Origin of the sequence: Myxococcus sp. NMCA1 (assembly GCF_026810205.1) — a bacterium.
GTDB lineage: Bacteria > Myxococcota > Myxococcia > Myxococcales > Myxococcaceae > Myxococcus > Myxococcus xanthus_A.
Window position 1 is genome coordinate 4,403,629 of sequence record NZ_CP113950.1, and the last position, 15,444, is coordinate 4,419,072.

Annotated in this window: 9 protein-coding genes; 1 reads left to right on the forward strand and 8 read right to left on the reverse strand. The window is 69.9% G+C overall.

Translation table 11 applies throughout. The features are described from left to right. Positions 1 to 44: 44 nt before the first annotated feature. On the forward strand, positions 45 to 1,484 hold the full coding sequence (locus OZ403_RS18780; RefSeq protein ID WP_268784753.1) for a hypothetical protein: 1,440 nt from the start codon (positions 45 to 47) through the stop codon (positions 1,482 to 1,484). 15 nt (positions 1,485 to 1,499) lie between these two features. Here OZ403_RS18780 and OZ403_RS18785 read toward each other — a convergent pair whose 3' ends face one another. From OZ403_RS18785 to OZ403_RS18820, 8 genes are all read right to left on the reverse strand, one after another. Next, a complete protein-coding gene (locus tag OZ403_RS18785; protein ID WP_140791651.1) occupies positions 1,500 to 2,366 on the reverse strand; it encodes a cupin-like domain-containing protein in 867 nt (288 codons plus the stop codon). Positions 2,367 to 2,388: 22 nt separating this feature from the next. Next, positions 2,389 to 2,718, reverse strand: a complete 330-nt coding sequence (locus OZ403_RS18790; RefSeq protein WP_140791653.1) for a hypothetical protein — start codon at positions 2,716 to 2,718, stop codon at positions 2,389 to 2,391. 26 nt (positions 2,719 to 2,744) lie between these two features. Next, entirely contained in the window at positions 2,745 to 3,497 is a 753-nt protein-coding gene (locus OZ403_RS18795) for a thioesterase II family protein (protein ID WP_268784754.1), read from the reverse strand. Beyond that, a complete protein-coding gene (locus tag OZ403_RS18800) occupies positions 3,494 to 4,771 on the reverse strand; it encodes a glycosyltransferase family 4 protein (protein WP_268784755.1) in 1,278 nt (425 codons plus the stop codon). The genes OZ403_RS18795 and OZ403_RS18800 overlap by 4 nt, the downstream gene beginning before the upstream one ends. A 33-nt stretch (positions 4,772 to 4,804) precedes the next feature. Next, positions 4,805 to 7,864 (reverse strand): type I polyketide synthase, encoded by a 3,060-nt coding sequence (locus OZ403_RS18805; RefSeq protein WP_442929815.1) that lies wholly within the window; start codon positions 7,862 to 7,864, stop codon positions 4,805 to 4,807. Between the two features lie 39 nt (positions 7,865 to 7,903). After that, a complete protein-coding gene (locus tag OZ403_RS18810; RefSeq protein ID WP_268784757.1) occupies positions 7,904 to 12,508 on the reverse strand; it encodes a type I polyketide synthase in 4,605 nt (1,534 codons plus the stop codon). Between the two features lie 146 nt (positions 12,509 to 12,654). After that, entirely contained in the window at positions 12,655 to 13,686 is a 1,032-nt protein-coding gene (locus OZ403_RS18815) for an LLM class flavin-dependent oxidoreductase (protein WP_140875402.1), read from the reverse strand. 229 nt (positions 13,687 to 13,915) lie between these two features. Then, positions 13,916 to 15,364: a hypothetical protein gene (locus OZ403_RS18820; protein WP_268784758.1), complete on the reverse strand. Its 1,449-nt coding sequence runs from the start codon at positions 15,362 to 15,364 to the stop codon at positions 13,916 to 13,918. Between the last annotated feature and the right edge of the window lie 80 nt (positions 15,365 to 15,444).

Sequence of the window (15,444 nt, forward strand, 5' to 3'; positions counted from 1 at the left end):
CCTTTCAACGGTTTCACCCCTGTTCATGAAGGAGCCGTACGCCCATGAGCGTGCCCGAGCCGATTCCCGGTGGACAATTCCCTCCAGAAGTCAAAGCGTTGCACGGCCAGCTTTCCCCTGCCTCCGCTGCGTTCCTGGAGTTCACGGAGCGCGTCCCCGAGGCCCTTTCGCGCCACAAGTTCAATCCACACGAGGCATCGCCGTTCATCACCTATGAGCTGCATGCGTGGCCCACCTTCGTGGGGGGCCCGGTCGCGCGACAGATGCGGGAGGTCGCCCCGGCGCTCTGCCGGCTCATCAAGCGGGCCCCCCGGCGCCTGCTGGGGGCCACGGATCGCGCGGCGGCGTTCTACGGACTGCCGCATGAGCGGGCGCACGCGGCGCTCGAGGCCCTGGCGCGGACGGATGACGCCCGCGGAGCCATTGGCCGTGGTGACTTCATTCATGACGGCACGGCCTTCAAGTGCGTGGAGTTCAACCTGACCGCGGGTGTCGGGGGCTGGGAGACGGCCATCCACGTCCAACAGGTGCTGGCGCAGCCCGCGATGCAGCGCTTCGCCATGGAGCAACGGCTGCGCGTCCGGCAGCCACGGACGCTGCGCGACTTCTTCTCCAACCTCGTCGACACCGTGCGGCGGGACATCGACTGGGAAGGGGAGTGCAACATCGGAATCCTCTTCACCCCCAGCACCTTGCCGGACGCTGGCCCCGCGGAGCTGGTGAGCCGGTTCTTCACCGCCCAGCTCCAGGAACTCCTCCAGCCCGAAGGCGCGCGCGGCGAGGTCCTCCTGGCCGCCTATGGCTCGGTGGAATCCGAGCCCGGCGCCCGCCTCACGCTCCGGGGCAAGCGGCTTCACGCCGTTGTGGAGTACGACGCGCGAGACAGGCTGGCGATGGCGGGAGCGGCCTACGTCGCGCAGGCCCAGGCCGCGTTTGATGCCCGGACGGTCAGCCTCCTCAACGGCCCGGCGCAGGATGTGCTCGACGACAAGCGCAACCTCGCGCTGCTCTGGGAGCACGTGGCGTCGCCCGCGCTGTCCGAGGCGGAACAGGAGTTGGTGCGCCGGCACGTGCCCTGGTCATGCCGGGTCGAACGGACGCACGTCGAGCGCGACGGGACGCGGTACTTCGTTCCGGAGCTGTTGGCCTCACAACGCGAGTCCCTGGTCCTCAAGCCAGGCCGGGACTACGGCGGTGAGTCCGTTCTGGTGGGTGGGGCGACCTCCGCCGCCGACTGGGACACGGCCGTGCGCAAGGCGCTCGACGTGGGCGGCTGGGTGGCGCAGGAGCGCGTGCACCCGATGCCCCTCCACGCGCTGGGACCGGAAGGCACGGTGGTGCCCTACAGCGCCGTCTGGGGACTCTTTGTGCTCGGAGAGACCTACGGCGGGCACTTCCTCCGCATGTGCCCCATGCGGCGGGGCACCGGCGTGGTGAACGTCGCGCAGGGCGCCATCGTGGGCGCCCTCATCGAACTGGAGTGAGGCTTCAGGGCCGCGTTACTGCTCGCGGTACTCGCGGCCCAGCTTCTGCTGCTTGCGGATGCGGCCCGCCGCGCTCAGGGCGATGGAGGGGATGAGCTTCGGGCCCAGCTTGGCCAGCATCGACCAGGTCCACCACCAGTAGTTGGTGGCGATGGCGTCCTCCACCGTGTACACGCGGTGCCACCAGCCGTAGGGCAGGTAGAGAATCTCCCCGGCCTCCAGGACGAAGTCGTAGTCCGGGACGAGGCCGCCGGGGAGCTGGTCCGCCTTGCCGCCGTGGGGCGTCAGGTCGTGGGCGCTCACGACGGACCACGGGTGGCTGAGCTTCGCCGGACTCAGCTCCGCGTCCCGCTTGGGCGAGTACAACTGCCACTGCTTGCGGCCCACCATGACGGCGTGCAGGTTGTGGGCGCGGTCCAGATGGAGCTGGGTGAAGGTGCCGCGCGGGCCCATGAAGAAGAGCTGCTCGGTCAGCTTGCGCTGGACGGCGTAGTCGTCGAAGCGGACGTCCTTGTGCAGCTCCGGCAGGGTGCGGAACAGGTCATTGCCGATGAGGTAGCCCGGCGTCTCGCCGCCCTTCGCCTTCAGCGTGTCGACGTACTCTTGCATGCTCATCTTCCGCACGCGGCCCACGCGCTCCACGCCGCCCGTGTCCTTGGCGTTGTATTGCAGCCACTCCACGGGGACGCTCACGTCGCGGTACTTCGTGGCGAAGTAGTCGAAGGTCCACCGCTCGGCTGCGGGCCAGCCTTTCATGGCGTCGGTGAGGATGACGGGTTTGTTGTTGGCTTCGATGCGCTCGTAGAAGGCCCGGCGGTTGTCGAGCGGCATGCGCTCGGGGACCAGGGGCTCGGCGACCTTCTGGGCAGTGGCGGTGCTCATGGCAGCTCTCCCGGGTGGTGCGTCAGGCCGCGCTCTCGCTTTGGCCCTGGGCGCTCGCCTTCTGCAGGCGCTCGAAGTTGTTGTCGATGCCGTGGCGCACGTCCGCCAGCATGTGGATTTCGAACTCCTGGAACGGGAAGGACGGCCAGGCGCGCAGCAGCGTCAGCAGCGACTCGTGCGAGTCGGCGTTGAGGATACAGAGGCCCATCTTCGGGAGGACGTAGTAGGCACAGTCGAAGGTGCCGTCCTGGAGGCGGGCGCCCACCCAGTCACGGACAGCGCGGTTGAGGGCGATGGGGTCCTGGGGCTGGGGGCCCGAGGTGCGGTCCTTGACGTAGACGAGGTACTTCATCGGGAAGGCTCCTTTGAAAGGTGGGGTCAGCGAGTCGAGGCGGGCCGCAGCCTGGTGAGGCTCCGGTGGATGTTCTGCAGCAGGCCGCGCGGCGTCTGTCGCAGGAAGAAGTGGTCCCCCAGGAACGTCTGGGTGGCGAACGGACCGGAGGTGAGCTGGCGCCACGCCTCCGTCGCGTCATCGGGCACGTAGTCGTCGAAGCCGCGGAAGGCGGAGAGCGGGCACGCCAGGACGGGGGCCGGCTTCCACGAGTAGCCCTCGCACACGGCGGTGTCCGCCAGCATGGTGGTGCGCATGAGCGTCAGCAGCTCTTCCGCCATGGCTCCCGACACGGCGCGCGATTCGCCCAGGCGCCGGGCCTCTGACGCGTCGATGTCATGGGTTGCCGTGGCCGGTGTGTGGGCCTGGAGCGTGTGCGGCGCCCGGTAGCTGGCGACGAAGAGGTGCAGGGGCGCCGGCAGCCCTCGCTCGCGCAGGGCCCGCGTCAGCTCGTATGCGAGCAGCGCGCCCATGCTGTGTCCGAAGAGGGCGTAGGGCTTGTCCGTGTGCTTCGCCAGCACGTCCACCAGGGGCGCGATGACGTCCGGCAGCGCGCGCAGGGGCGGCTCGCGCAGGCGGTTCTCCCGGCCGGGGAGCTGCACCGGGCACACCTCGATGTCTTGTCCCAGCTCCGCCTGCCAGGTGCGGAACAGGGAGGCGCTGCCGCCCGCGTGAGGCAGGCAGAACAGCCGCACCCAGGAAGCCGGGGCGGGGACGTGGAAGGCCAACCACTCCGTCATGACCGCACCTCGCGTCCCTGTCCGCCAACGAGCTTCTGGTACACGGCGAGGTTGGCGGCCACCATGCGCGGCAGGCTGAACAGCTCCACCACACGTTGCTGGCCGGCGAGCCCCATGCGCCGCGCCCGCTCACGGTCTTCCAGCAGGTTGAGCTGCGCGGCGGCGAGCGACTCCACGTCCACTTCGCGCGGACCTCCCGGTGCGCCGGGGAGCACGGGGACGAGCAGGCCCGTCTTCTCGTGGTCGACGATTTCCGACGGGCCTCCGGAGCGCGTCGCTACCAGCGGCAGACCGGATGCCATGGCCTCGATGGCCGTGTAGCCAAAGGGCTCGTAGAGCGAAGGCACCAGCGCCAGATCCGCGATTCGATGGAGCAGCCCGAGTTGCTGGCGTGGCAGCTTGCCCAGCAGCTTGATGCGGTGGCGCAGGTGCGCGTAGCGCTGGGTCAGCGTCTGCACCATCTGCGTGGACTCACGCGAGTCGGTGCCACCGGCCAGGAGGAAGCGCACGTTGGGGCGCCGTTCGAGCACGCGCTCGGCGGCGGCGAAGATGGCGCTGATGCCCTTCATGGGATGGAGCCGGCCCGTGTAGAGAACGACCGGGTCATCTGGCGTGGCCACCGTGGCGCGCAGCCGGGCGTAGTCCTCCGGCGCATGTGAGGGCTGGAGGAAGGGGCCCGCGTCCATGCCGCAGTGGATGGTGTGCAGCAGCGACGCCGGCATCCCATAGGTCTCCCGGATGAGCTCGCTCATGGAGTCACTCACCGAGATGACGTTCGTCGACCCGTCGTAGAAGCTGCGCTCCTCCTCGAGAATCTCCGGGTCGGGCGTCTGTCCCCACCATCGCTCGGCGGGCTCGGAGATGTAGTGGCTGGTCCCCAGCACCGGCACACCGGCCTCGTGGGCCAGCGCTCGCGCGGCGCGGTGGGTGTGCCACTGGTGGAAGTGGATGAGGTCTGGCTTCTCCTCGTGGATGAGCTCGCGGCCTCGGTGAATCAGGTCGTCGTTGAAGACGCGGATGCCGCCCACCAGGGAGAGCTTTCCCGCCTGGGAGAGGCTGCCGCGGCTGGGCGGCATCATGTGCACGGTGAGGTTGGGCTCGCGGAGCACGGCGGGCTCGCCGGGCGTGTACGCCAGGACGGTGACCTTGCACCCGCCGCGCGCCAGCCCGCGGGCCAGCTCGTAGACATAGGTGCCCACACCGCCGGCCACGTTCGGCGTGTACTCCATGGCCAGGAGGAGCGCCTTCAGGGGTGGGGAGATAGGAGGTGCCATGGGCTGTCTCTCAAAAGGGGTGTGGACGCGCGGCTAACGGCTGGCCGCGCCCTCCTTGGCGGTGAGCTCGGCCAGCATTCGCAGCAGGGCCTCCACCTCCGGGTCGTCATGGCCGGGGCTCTTGCGCTGCTCGGCCACCAGGGCCGCCAGTCGAGCCACCGTCGGCGCCTCGAACAGCGATTGCAACGGCACCGTGAAGCCGAAGGTGTCCCGCAGCCGACCCACCACCGTGGTGGCCAGCAGCGAGTGTCCACCGAGCGCGAAGAAGTCGTCGTGGACGCCCACCGGTCGCACGCCCAACACGTCCTCCCAGATGCGCGCCACCACCTGCTGGTCCTCGGTGTCGGGAGCCACGTAGGCCACGGCCATCGCGGGGCGGGAGTAGCCCGCGGCGGGAGCCTCGTCGGGCTCCTCCGTTTCGGGGGCGCGCTCCGCGGACGGCGCGGCGGCCAGGGCGCGGTGCCCGTCGGGGGAGACCCAGTAGCGCTTGCGCTCGAAGGGGTAGGTGGGCAGCCCGACGCGTTGGCGCCGTTCCTCGCCGTTGAAGGCTTCCCAGTCCACATCCACGCCGGACAGCCAGAGCTGTCCCAGCGCGCCGAGCAGCACGGCCGTATCCGCCTGCCGCGTATCCGGATGACGGAGCGATGTCACCGTGGTGGGCACCTGCCGGAGCGCGCCAGGCTGGGACGCGAATGTGGTCAGCGTGCGGCCGGGACCGACCTCCAGGAGCACCTGCGCGGGTTGCAGCTGCGCGAGTCCCGCGGCGAAGCGGACCGGCTGACGCAGGTGGCGAGCCCAGTAGGCCGGGTCCTTCGCCTCGGTGGCCGTCACCCACGTGCCGGTGACGTTGGAGAGGAAGGGGATTTGCGGCGCGGACAGCTTCATCCGCCGCAGGCGCTCGGTGAAGGGCGCGACGATGGGGTCCATCATCGCCGAGTGGAACGCGTGAGAGGTGTGCAGGCGACGCGACTGGACGCCACGTGCGTCGAGCCGGGCCTTCAGCGCGTCCACGGCGTCTTCGGGGCCGGCGACCACCGTCATCGACGGCGCGTTCACCGCGGCCACGGACAGCCGCGCATCCAGCGACGACACCAGCTCCGCCTCCGACAGCGCGACGGAGATCATGGCGCCCGGCGGCAGGTCCTGCATCAGCTGGCCCCGCGCGGCCACCAGGGCCAGCGCGTCCGGCAAGGTGAAGACGCCCGCGAGGCACGCGGCCACGTACTCACCGATGCTGTGGCCCACCATGGCTTCGGGCCGCACGCCCCAGGACATCCACAGCCGCGCGAGCGCGTACTCGATGATGAAGAGGGCCGGCTGGGCCAACCGCGTCTGCTGCAACTGCCGCTGGGCTTCCTCGGCGCGGTCCGTGGCGGGGAAGAGGACTTCGCGCAGATCCAGCTTGAGGTGCGGGATGAGCCGGGTGGCGCAGTCGTCCACGTCCGCGCGGAACCCTCGCTCGTTCTCGTACAGGCCCTGCGCCATGCCCGCGTACTGCGCGCCCTGGCCGGGGAACATGAACACGGTGGGGCGGCTGGTGCGCTCCTCGGTGGCGGAGAGCTGCCGGCTGATGTCGCCCAGCGCCGTGAGCGCGTCCTCACGCCCCTGACAAACGATGGCGCGGCGGTGCGGGTGGCGCCGCCTGCCCACCTGGAGCGTGTACGCCACGTCCGCAGGCTCCAGGCCCTTGTTCGCGCGGAGGTGCTCCTCCAGCCGGGAGGCCTGCGCGGCGAGCGCCGTGGGCGTGCGCGCCGACAAGACCAGGAGTTGGTGCGGGCGCCTGGACGGAACCGGAGCGCGGGAGGGCGGCTCCTCCAGGATGACATGGGCGTTGGTGCCGCCCATGCCGAAGCTGCTCACGCCGGCACGCCGAGGCTCGCGGGCGGGTGCCTTCCACTCGCGCAGCTTCGTGTTGACGTAGAAGGGGCTCGCGTCCCAGGGGATGTTGGGGTTCGGCGTCTCGAAGTTGAGGCTGGGCGGCAGCTTGCGGTGCTTCAGCGCCAGCGCCGTCTTGATGAGGCCCGCCACGCCCGCCGCCGCGTCCAGGTGGCCCAGGTTGGGCTTGATGGAGCCCAGGGCGCAAGTGCGCGGTCCGGCCGCCTCGTCGCCGAAGGCGCGGATGAGGGCCTGCACTTCGATGGGGTCTCCCAGCGCGGTGCCGGTGCCGTGCGCCTCCACGTAGCCGATGCTCCCGGCCGATACGCCCGCGCTGCCCAGGGCCTCGGAGATGACGGCGGCCTGGCCCTCGACGCCCGGCGCGGTGTAGCCCACGCGCGCGGCGCCGTCGTTGTTCACCGCGGAGCCCTTGATGACCGCGTAGATGGGGCTGCCATCCGCCAGCGCATCTTCCAGGCGCCGCAGCGCCACCACGCCCGCGCCGCTGCCGAAGACGATGCCCTTGGCCTGCGCGTCGAAGGGGCGGCAGTGCCCGTCCGGCGACAGGATGCCGCCATCCACGTAGCGGTAGCCGCCCTGAATCTGGAGGTTGATGGACACGCCGCCCGCGAGCGCGAGGTCACACTCCTGGTTGAGCAGGCTCTGACAGGCGACGTGGACCGCGACCAGCGACGTGGAGCACGCGCTCTCGATGTTGAAGCTGGGGCCGCGCAGGTCCAGCTTGTAGGCGGCCCGCGTGGTGAGGAAGCTGCCCGCGTTGCCCAGGTTGAGCTGGAGCGGGTCCGCCGTGCGCATCAGCTCCGCGTTCCCCAGCAGATTGAGCAGCAGGTAGGTGCTCAGGGCCTGTCCGCCGAACACGCCCACCAACAGCTCAGGAGGCGGAGCGCCGTAGCCCGCGTCCTCCAGCGCCTCCAGCGCGCACTCCAGGAAGAGGCGCTGCTGCGGGTCCATGACCTCCGCCTCGCGCGGCGTGTAGCCGAAGAAGGACGCGTCGAAGCCCGCCACGTCGTCCAACCGTGAGGCCACCTTCACGAAGTGCGGATCCTTCAGCACCTCGGGGGGCAGGCCCGCCTTGAGGACTGCCTCGTCCGAAATCGGCTCAATGGACTCCACGCCGTCGCAGAGGTTGCGCCACAGCTCCTCCAGGCTGCGAGCGCCCGGGAAGCGCCCGGCCATCCCGGTGATTGCGATCTCCATCCCCGTGTTGCTGTCCGACACGCTGTCCCCCTCTTGCACTCAGTTTCCCGACTGGCGCCGCTGCTGGATGAGCTCCCGACGCCTGGCTCCGCGGCTTCGCCGGTCACTGGTGGTGGCCGAGGCCTGTTCCTGCCCTCGTGTCAGCAGCCGGGCCATGGCGCTGAGCGTGGGGTTCTCGAAGAGCGCAACCACGGGCAGTTCCTTGCCGAAGCGGCGCTTCACCTCGTTGATGACCTTCAGGCCAATCAGCGAGTTGCCACCGAGCTCGAAGAAGTTCTCGTGCAGCGCCACGCTCTCCACGCCCAGGAAGCGCTGCCAAATGTCCGCCAGCTCGCGCTCCGCTTCGTCCATGTTGGCGGGCACCGTGCGCTCCGTCGTCGGCGCGGCGTCCGTCTCCATGGGGCCCATCAAGTCCTGGAGCAGCGAGGCGCTGCGCGCCATGGCCGCTCGCAGGTCCTCGGTGGACACCACGACGTGCGTGGGGGCCTGCGCCAACACGCGCTCGAAGACGTCCACGCCCTCGGCCGGTGTCAGGGCATGGGCCAGCATCGCCTCCCGCATCGGGTTGGCGCCGTCCGGCATCTGCGTCGTTACGGCCTGGCCCACCTCGCGCCAGGTGTCCCAGCCCAGGGAGATGATCGGCACATTCCCCGTCGCCGCGGCCTGGTGGGCGAAGGCATCCTGGAAGGCACACGCGGCGCAGTGGTCAATCTGCCCGGGCTCCGCCGTGTAGGCGGTGCGAGACGAGCAGAGCACGAAGAAGTCCAAGGGCGTGTCGCGCAGCAGCGCGTGCAGGATCCACGTGCCCGACACCTTGGGGCGCAGGACGTCCTCCACGGCCTTCTGGGTGCGGAGCTGGGCCAGTCCGCCCGCGGGCACGCCCGCGGCGTGGATGACGCCGTGGAGTTCGCCATAGGCCTGCCGCGCCTGGCGCAGCACCTCGGCCATCTGCTCGGCGTCGCCCACGTCCGCCTGGAGGACCAGGACCTCGGAGCCCAGGGACTCCAGCGCCAGCACCTGGCGAATCCGCTGACTCACCCGGTCCTGCTCACCGCGCTCGGTGAGCCAGGTGTCCCAGGTGTCACGTTCCGGCAGGGCATTGCGGCCCACCAGCACCAGCCGGGCCTGGACCTGCCGCGCGAGCGACTCCGCGAGCACCAGTCCGATGCCACCCAGGCCGCCGGTGATGAGGTACGTGCCTCGCGGACGCAGGCGCGACGGCGCATCCGCAGCGGGCGCGGAGATGCGCACCTGCTCGATCGACTGTTCCCAGCGGTTCGGGCCTCGGAGCGCCACGGCGCCGTTGGAGGAACCCGTGGCCAGCTCACCCACCAGCCGTGCCACCAGGGCCTGGAGCGTCTTGCTACAGCTCGGGGCCTCCACGTCGATCGACCGACATGACAGGCCCGGCACCTCGTGCGGCAGCACGCGGCAGGCGCCCAGGAGCGTGGCCTTCTCCGGAGCCAGCACCTCATGTCCGGTGACGGCCTGCACGCCGCTGGAGACCACCGTGATTTGCACGGGCCCGGACGCGCCATGGCCCGCCAGGGCCTGTGCGAGGAAGAGCAGGCTGAAGAAGCCAGTGCGCTGGGCGTGCTCCACGCCCGCCAGTCCTTCTCCCACGGAGTCCACGCTCCACAGGTGGACGATGCGCTCGGGCCGGCAGGAGTCCTCGGCGAGCGCGTTCAGCAGCGCCGCGTAGGTCTCCGGGCGGGTGGGGTCCACTTCGAAGGCGCCGTCATCCACCCGGCGGAAGTCGGAGCCCTGCGACACCCGGGTGACCCGGCCGCCGCTCTCCGTCAGCCGTGTCGCCAAGGCGTCTCCCAGCCCGCTGGTGTCGGTGAAGACGAGCCAGTTCTGGGGCGCGGCGGTGGTTGCGCGCAGTGCGAGCGTGCGCTTCCAGGATGGTAGATAGAACCAGTCCGCCGCGTCCTTGCGCCGGGCGAGCGAGACGTCGCTGGCGATCGCGATGCCGGCTGCATTCGGCTCCAGCCAGTGCCGCTTGCGCTCGAAAGGGTAGGTCGGCAGCACCACGCGCCGGCGCTGCTCTCCGGCCTGGAGACGCCGCCAGTCCATGGGCACGCCCGCCGCCCAGAGCCGGCCCATCGTGGTGAGGACGAAGCGCATGTCGGAGCCGGGCTCACGAGGCGCCCGCATCGACGTGAGCACCACCGTGGGCTGGCCGCGCTCCACCTGCAGGCGCGCGAGCGAGCCCAGCGTCCGCCCGGGACCGACCTCCAGCAGCACGCGCGACGGGTTCTCCAGCAGGCAACGCACGCCCGGACCGAAGCGCACCGTCTGCCGCAGGTGGCGCACCCAGTACCGCGGGTCGGTGGCCTCCTCCTCGGTCACCCATGTCCCCGTGACGCCAGAGACGAAGGGCTGCGTTGGCGTCTGGAGCTTCAGCCGCCCGACGAAGGCCGCGAACGCCGGCAGGATGGAGTCGATGAGGTGGGAGTGCGCGGCCACGTCGATGTGGACGCGGCGGTGCTCGATGCCTCGCGTCGCCAGGTCGGCGGAGAGCGCATCCACCGAGGCGGTGTCGCCGGCCACCACGCATTGCGACGGTCCGTTGACGGCGGCCAGGGACAGGCGCTCGCCCAGCATCGGCAGCAGCTCCTGTTCGGACAGGGCCACGCTCACCATCGCGCCGGAGGGAAGCTGTTCGAAGAGGCGGCCACGCTCGGCCACCAACGCCAGCGCGTCCTCCAGCGAGAAGACACCCGCGAGGCAGGCGGCCACGTACTCGCCCATGCTGTGGCCAATCATCGCCTCGGGCCGGATGCCCCAGGACTCCCACAGCCTGGCCAGCGCGTACTCCACCGTGAAGAGCGCGGGCAGGCCCACGGAGGGACGAGGAAGGGGCGCGCCCGCGTCCGCGTCGCCCGGCGGGTACAGCACCGTGCGAAGCGACGGTCCGCCGCGGCGCTGGAAGATGGCGGCGCACGCGTCGAAGGCTTCGCGGAAGGCGGGCTCCTTCTCGTACAGCTCCTGCCCCATGCGCAGGTGCTGCGCGCCACCGCCGGGGAAGAGGAACACGACGGACCGGCCACCGTCCTTGGCCACGTCCGTGAACACGCGCTCGGGGTTCACCTCGGACAGCACCGTGGCCGCGTCCTCGCCACTCTCGCAGACCACCACGCGCCGGTGCGGAAAGGCCTTGCGGCCAATCTGGAGGGTGTAGGCCACGTCCGCCAGGGACTGCTCGGGGTGCGCCTCCAGGTGCGTGCCCAGGTTTTGGGTGAGCGCATCGAGCGCGGCTGGCTTCTTCGCGGAGAGCACCAGCAGCTGCCACGGCCGCGACGGACCGGAGGGTGCCGGGGGCGGCGGCGCTTCCAGCAGTGCGTGGGCGTTGGTGCCACCAATGCCGAAGGAGCTCACGCCCGCGCGGCGCCGGTGGTCATGCGGCTGCCAGTCCCTCAACGCGGCATTCACGAAGAAGGGGCTGCGTGTCCAGTCGATGTTCGGGTTGGGCGTGCGGCAATGGAGGGTGGGGGGAATGCGTCCGTGCTCCACCGCCAGGGCCGTCTTGATGAGCCCTGCCACGCCGGCCGCCGCGTCCAGGTGGCCGATGTTCGACTTGACCGAGCCGAGCGCGCAGAAGCTGGTGGCCTCGGTGCCGGCGCGGAAGGCGCTCGTCAGCGCGGAGACCTCGACCGGATCTCCCAGCAGGGTGCCGGTGCCGTGCGTCTCCACGTAGCCCACGGTGTCTGGCGTCACGCCCGCAAGGGCGTGGGTGCGGGCAATGACCTCCGCCTGTCCCTCGGCGCTGGGCGCGGTGTAGCCGAGCTTCGAGGCGCCGTCGTTGTTGATGGCGGAGGCCCGGATGACGGCGTGGATGTGGCTGCCGTCCGCGAGCGCGTCATCCAGCCGCTTGAGCACCACCACGCCCACGCCGCTGCCGAAGAGCGTTCCCTGGGCCTGGGCGTCGAAGGGACGGCAGTGACCGTCCGGGGACGCGATGCCGCCGGGCTGGTGCACGTAGCCAGTGCGCTGGGGCACGTCCACGGACACGCCGCCCGCGATGGCCACGTCGCACTGGAAGCCCATCAGCGACTGGCAGGCCAGGTGGGTGGCGACCAGCGACGTGGAGCAGCCCGTCTGGACATCCAGGCTGGGGCCCTTGAGGTCCAGGTGGTACGCCAGCCGCGTGGCGAGGAAGTCCTTGTCGTTGCCAATCATCACCTGGAAGCTGTCGCTCGACTCGAGCAGCTCCGGGTGCGTGCGCAGGTTGAAGAGCAGGTACGTGCTCAGGCTCGTGCCCGCGAAGACGCCCACCGAGCGCGACTCCGTATCCAGTCCGTGGCCCGCGCGCTCGATGGCCTCCCACGCGCACTCCAGGAAGATGCGGTGCTGCGGGTCCATCAGCGCCGCCTCGCGCGGCGAATAGCCGAAGAAGCTCGCGTCGAACGCGTCCACCTGGTCCAGCACGGCCCCGGCGCGCACGAAGCCCGGCTGTCGCAGGCGCTCCTCGGGAACGCCGCGTGCTTTCAGTTCGTCGTCCGTGAAGAAGCGGATGCCTTCCACACCCTCGCAGAGGTTCCGCCAGAAGGTCTCCACGTCGGGGGAGCCCGGGAAGCGGCCCGCCATTCCGACGATGGCAATGGCCAGATCGTCGCCTTCACTCAGGTTGTCTTCGCTCATGGCTGTCGACGAACTCATGTTCAGGAAGCGAGGTGGGGCAGCGGCCCGGCGGCACCACGCACATGCCCCACGGAGCCCTCATGCTGCAGGGCTCAGGGCGGTGACCGTGACGCCGGGCAGGGCTCCACGGTGCGCGGAGGCGCGGCTCAGCTGGCTGCCTGGGCGGCGGGCGGCGTGCTCGTGAGAGAGAACGCGTCAGCGAGCAGCTCGTAGGAGCGCAGCCGGGCGCGATGGTCGTGGACGATGGTGGTGACGAGCAGCTCGTCCGCCTGGAACTCGGCGGCCATGCGCAACAGCTGTTCCTTCACCTGGTCCGGTGAACCACACACGACGCGCTTGCGGTCGAACTCGAGCGTGGCCAGGTCCTCGGGCGTGTAGGCGTAGGCCTCCGCCTCCTCAATGGAAGGAATGGGCGCCTCGGGCCGGCCCCTGCGCGTGTTGATGGTCAGCAGGTCGCTGCTCCGGGCTATTCGCCGGGCCTCCTGCTCGGTCGGGGCACAGATGACGTAGACGCTGACGGCGGAGTTGGGCGCCGCCTGCACGTGCGAAGCCTGGAAGCGCTCGCGATATCCCCGCGTCACCGGGCCACCGTGGATGGGGTTGAAGAAGTGCGCGAAGCAGAAGGACAGACCCAGCCGGGCCGCGAGCGCGGCGCTCTGCTCGCCCGAGCCCAGGGCCCAGACCTGCGGCATGCCCGGCGCCATCGTCTTCAGGCTCAGCTTCTCGAACTCCGGCGTCGCGGGCGTGGTGCCCGACAGGAAGGCGACGAGGTCCTCCAGCTTCGTGGGGAAGTTCTCGTTGTTCATCGGCGGGCCGTAGGCCAGGGCGCGGGCCACCAGGTCCGTGCTGCCCGACGTCCGTCCGATGCCCAGGTCGATGCGGTTGGGGTGGAGCGTCTCCAGCAGCCGGAAGACCTCGGCGACCTTGAAGGGGCTGTAGTTCGACAGCAGGACGCCGCCCGTTCCCACCCGGATGCGAGACGTCGCCGCCGCGACATGCGCGACGAGGATTTCCGGCGCCACGCCCGCGAAGTGTCCTGAGCCGTGATGCTCCGCGAGCCAGAAGCGGTGATAACCGAGCTGCTCGGCGGCTCGGGCCAGCTCCACCGTGTTTTGGAAGGCCGCACGTGTCTGGGAGCCGCTGGCGACGATGGAGTGATCGAGAACACTGAGCTTCACGGCGAGCGTTCCTTCCCGGGCAGACGACGCCCCCGGGGCCGCTTCGAGACGGGCCGAGTCGTCGCGTGTCCGCGTTTCAAGATGGTGACAAAGCCTATAGTAGCGCGGCTAGCTGCGACAAATGGGTTTTGGTTGATTATACTTGAAACTTGAAAATAGGCGGCAGGCCGGAGTGAGCCTGATTGCCAGGGGCTCTTTCATTCCCCGAGGCTCGGTGTGACACGGGCTGTTACTCGACGACGACGAGCGCGCACATCAACGCGCCTTGGGTCGCGTTGACCACGTCCTTGCCCTGACCGGTGGGGTTCAGTCGCACCATGGTTCCGCCATAGCGCTCACCGAAGACAAAGGCGCCCCAGATGAGGATGTGGGGGCCCACGGCGCCGTCGTCCCGCAGGAAGTGGTAGGGGCGGGGCTCGATGCGCTCCTGGACAATCCACCCGCCGTGCTCCAGGGCTTCCTGGATGGCGGCGTCCCAGTCCTCGGCGGTCATCGCACGGCCAATCAGCACCGACTTGCCGCCATAGGCGCGGCCCGCCTTGAGCACCAGGCCTTCGCGCTTCGAGGCGGCGAGCTCGTCGGGCAGCCACACGGAGGCTCCGTCGCGCGTCGTCTGTGCGGAGCGCACGCGGCGCGTCCAGGGAATGTGCCGGCGGATGAGCTCCCGCTCCTCGGGAGTGAGCGCGGGTGACGCCTCGTTCTCCGACAACAGCGCGATGTTGAGCTTGTCGTCGAGCAGCTCCTGCGCTGGGCCGTTGTAGAGACACAAGGTGCGCGCGGCGAGCGCGGCGCGGACGCGGGCGTCGAAGTCCGGGCCCACCACTTCGAGCCGATCTCTCGCGTCATGCTCCTGCACCGCGTGCAGGCGCCGGCCGCGCATCGTGAAGCAGTGGCCCTCCGCGTCCTTCACCTCGCTGTAGGTGCCGATGAGCACCTCGCCCTTCGCGCCTTCAGCAGCGAGCAGCTCGCTCAGCGTGCTGTTGAGCAGCAGCGTCGCCATCTCCCTGCCCGCGGCTTCGGGCAGCTCGTTGTCGGGGAAGAGCACAGCCAGGTTGCATTCGCCCTCCCACGCAACGGTCCGTCGCACGTCCTCGACGACATGCCCCAGGAAGGCGCGCAGCGTGTCCTGAAGCTGGATGCGCAGGCCCTGCTCCTCGGTGAAGCGCTGGAGCACGGGCTGGTCCATCACGACCTGAGCCTTGAGCCCCGTCTCCCAACCGCCCAGGCCCGCCATCATGTTGACCTCAAGGCACTTGAGGCCGTCGGCCGAGTCGATGAAGTCCCCGCGGCTGAGCGCGCCGCGCGCGTCCTCCGTGTTGGCCAGGACCTCCGCCGCCACGCGCGCCCGTTCCAGCGAGACACCGTAGTAGTCGGCGATGCGCCGAGGGTCGCCGTCCAGCAACAGCCGGGGCCCGCGCTTGATGAGCCGGCTGAGCTTCACCGAGACCTCCTCCAGCTCACGGTCGCGGCGCGAGTCGATGAGGAGCGGCCACCGGTGCAGCTCGTAATACATCAGCGGTGATGCTTCGAACTTGTGGAAGCGGTGCCGCGCGAACACCTCGGGCGTCCGCTCCGCGAACTTCAGGAAGGCCACCGCCGCCGCGGACAGCTCACCGTGCAGCGCCTGGATTTCATCGGAGAACTTCAGCTCGCCTGGGTGCCCGTCGATTTGTGACATTTTCCGCGTAATAGCACTTTGTCTCAGAGTGCGTAGAAAGCGGATGTTTTGCGTACCCGAAGCGACGGCGGCTCACGCGG

Excerpts from the sequence above, each read along its gene's own strand:
- OZ403_RS18780 (WP_268784753.1), top strand. The coding sequence starts at position 45 with ATGAGCGTGCCCGAGCCGATTCCCGGTGGACAATTCCCTCCAGAAGTC.
- OZ403_RS18785 (WP_140791651.1), bottom strand. The coding sequence starts at position 2,366 with ATGAGCACCGCCACTGCCCAGAAGGTCGCCGAGCCCCTGGTCCCCGAG.
- OZ403_RS18790 (WP_140791653.1), bottom strand. The coding sequence starts at position 2,718 with ATGAAGTACCTCGTCTACGTCAAGGACCGCACCTCGGGCCCCCAGCCC.
- OZ403_RS18795 (WP_268784754.1), bottom strand. The coding sequence starts at position 3,497 with ATGACGGAGTGGTTGGCCTTCCACGTCCCCGCCCCGGCTTCCTGGGTG.
- OZ403_RS18800 (WP_268784755.1), bottom strand. The coding sequence starts at position 4,771 with ATGGCACCTCCTATCTCCCCACCCCTGAAGGCGCTCCTCCTGGCCATG.
- OZ403_RS18805 (WP_442929815.1), bottom strand. The coding sequence starts at position 7,864 with ATGGAGATCGCAATCACCGGGATGGCCGGGCGCTTCCCGGGCGCTCGC.
- OZ403_RS18810 (WP_268784757.1), bottom strand. The coding sequence starts at position 12,508 with ATGAGCGAAGACAACCTGAGTGAAGGCGACGATCTGGCCATTGCCATC.
- OZ403_RS18820 (WP_268784758.1), bottom strand. The coding sequence starts at position 15,364 with ATGTCACAAATCGACGGGCACCCAGGCGAGCTGAAGTTCTCCGATGAA.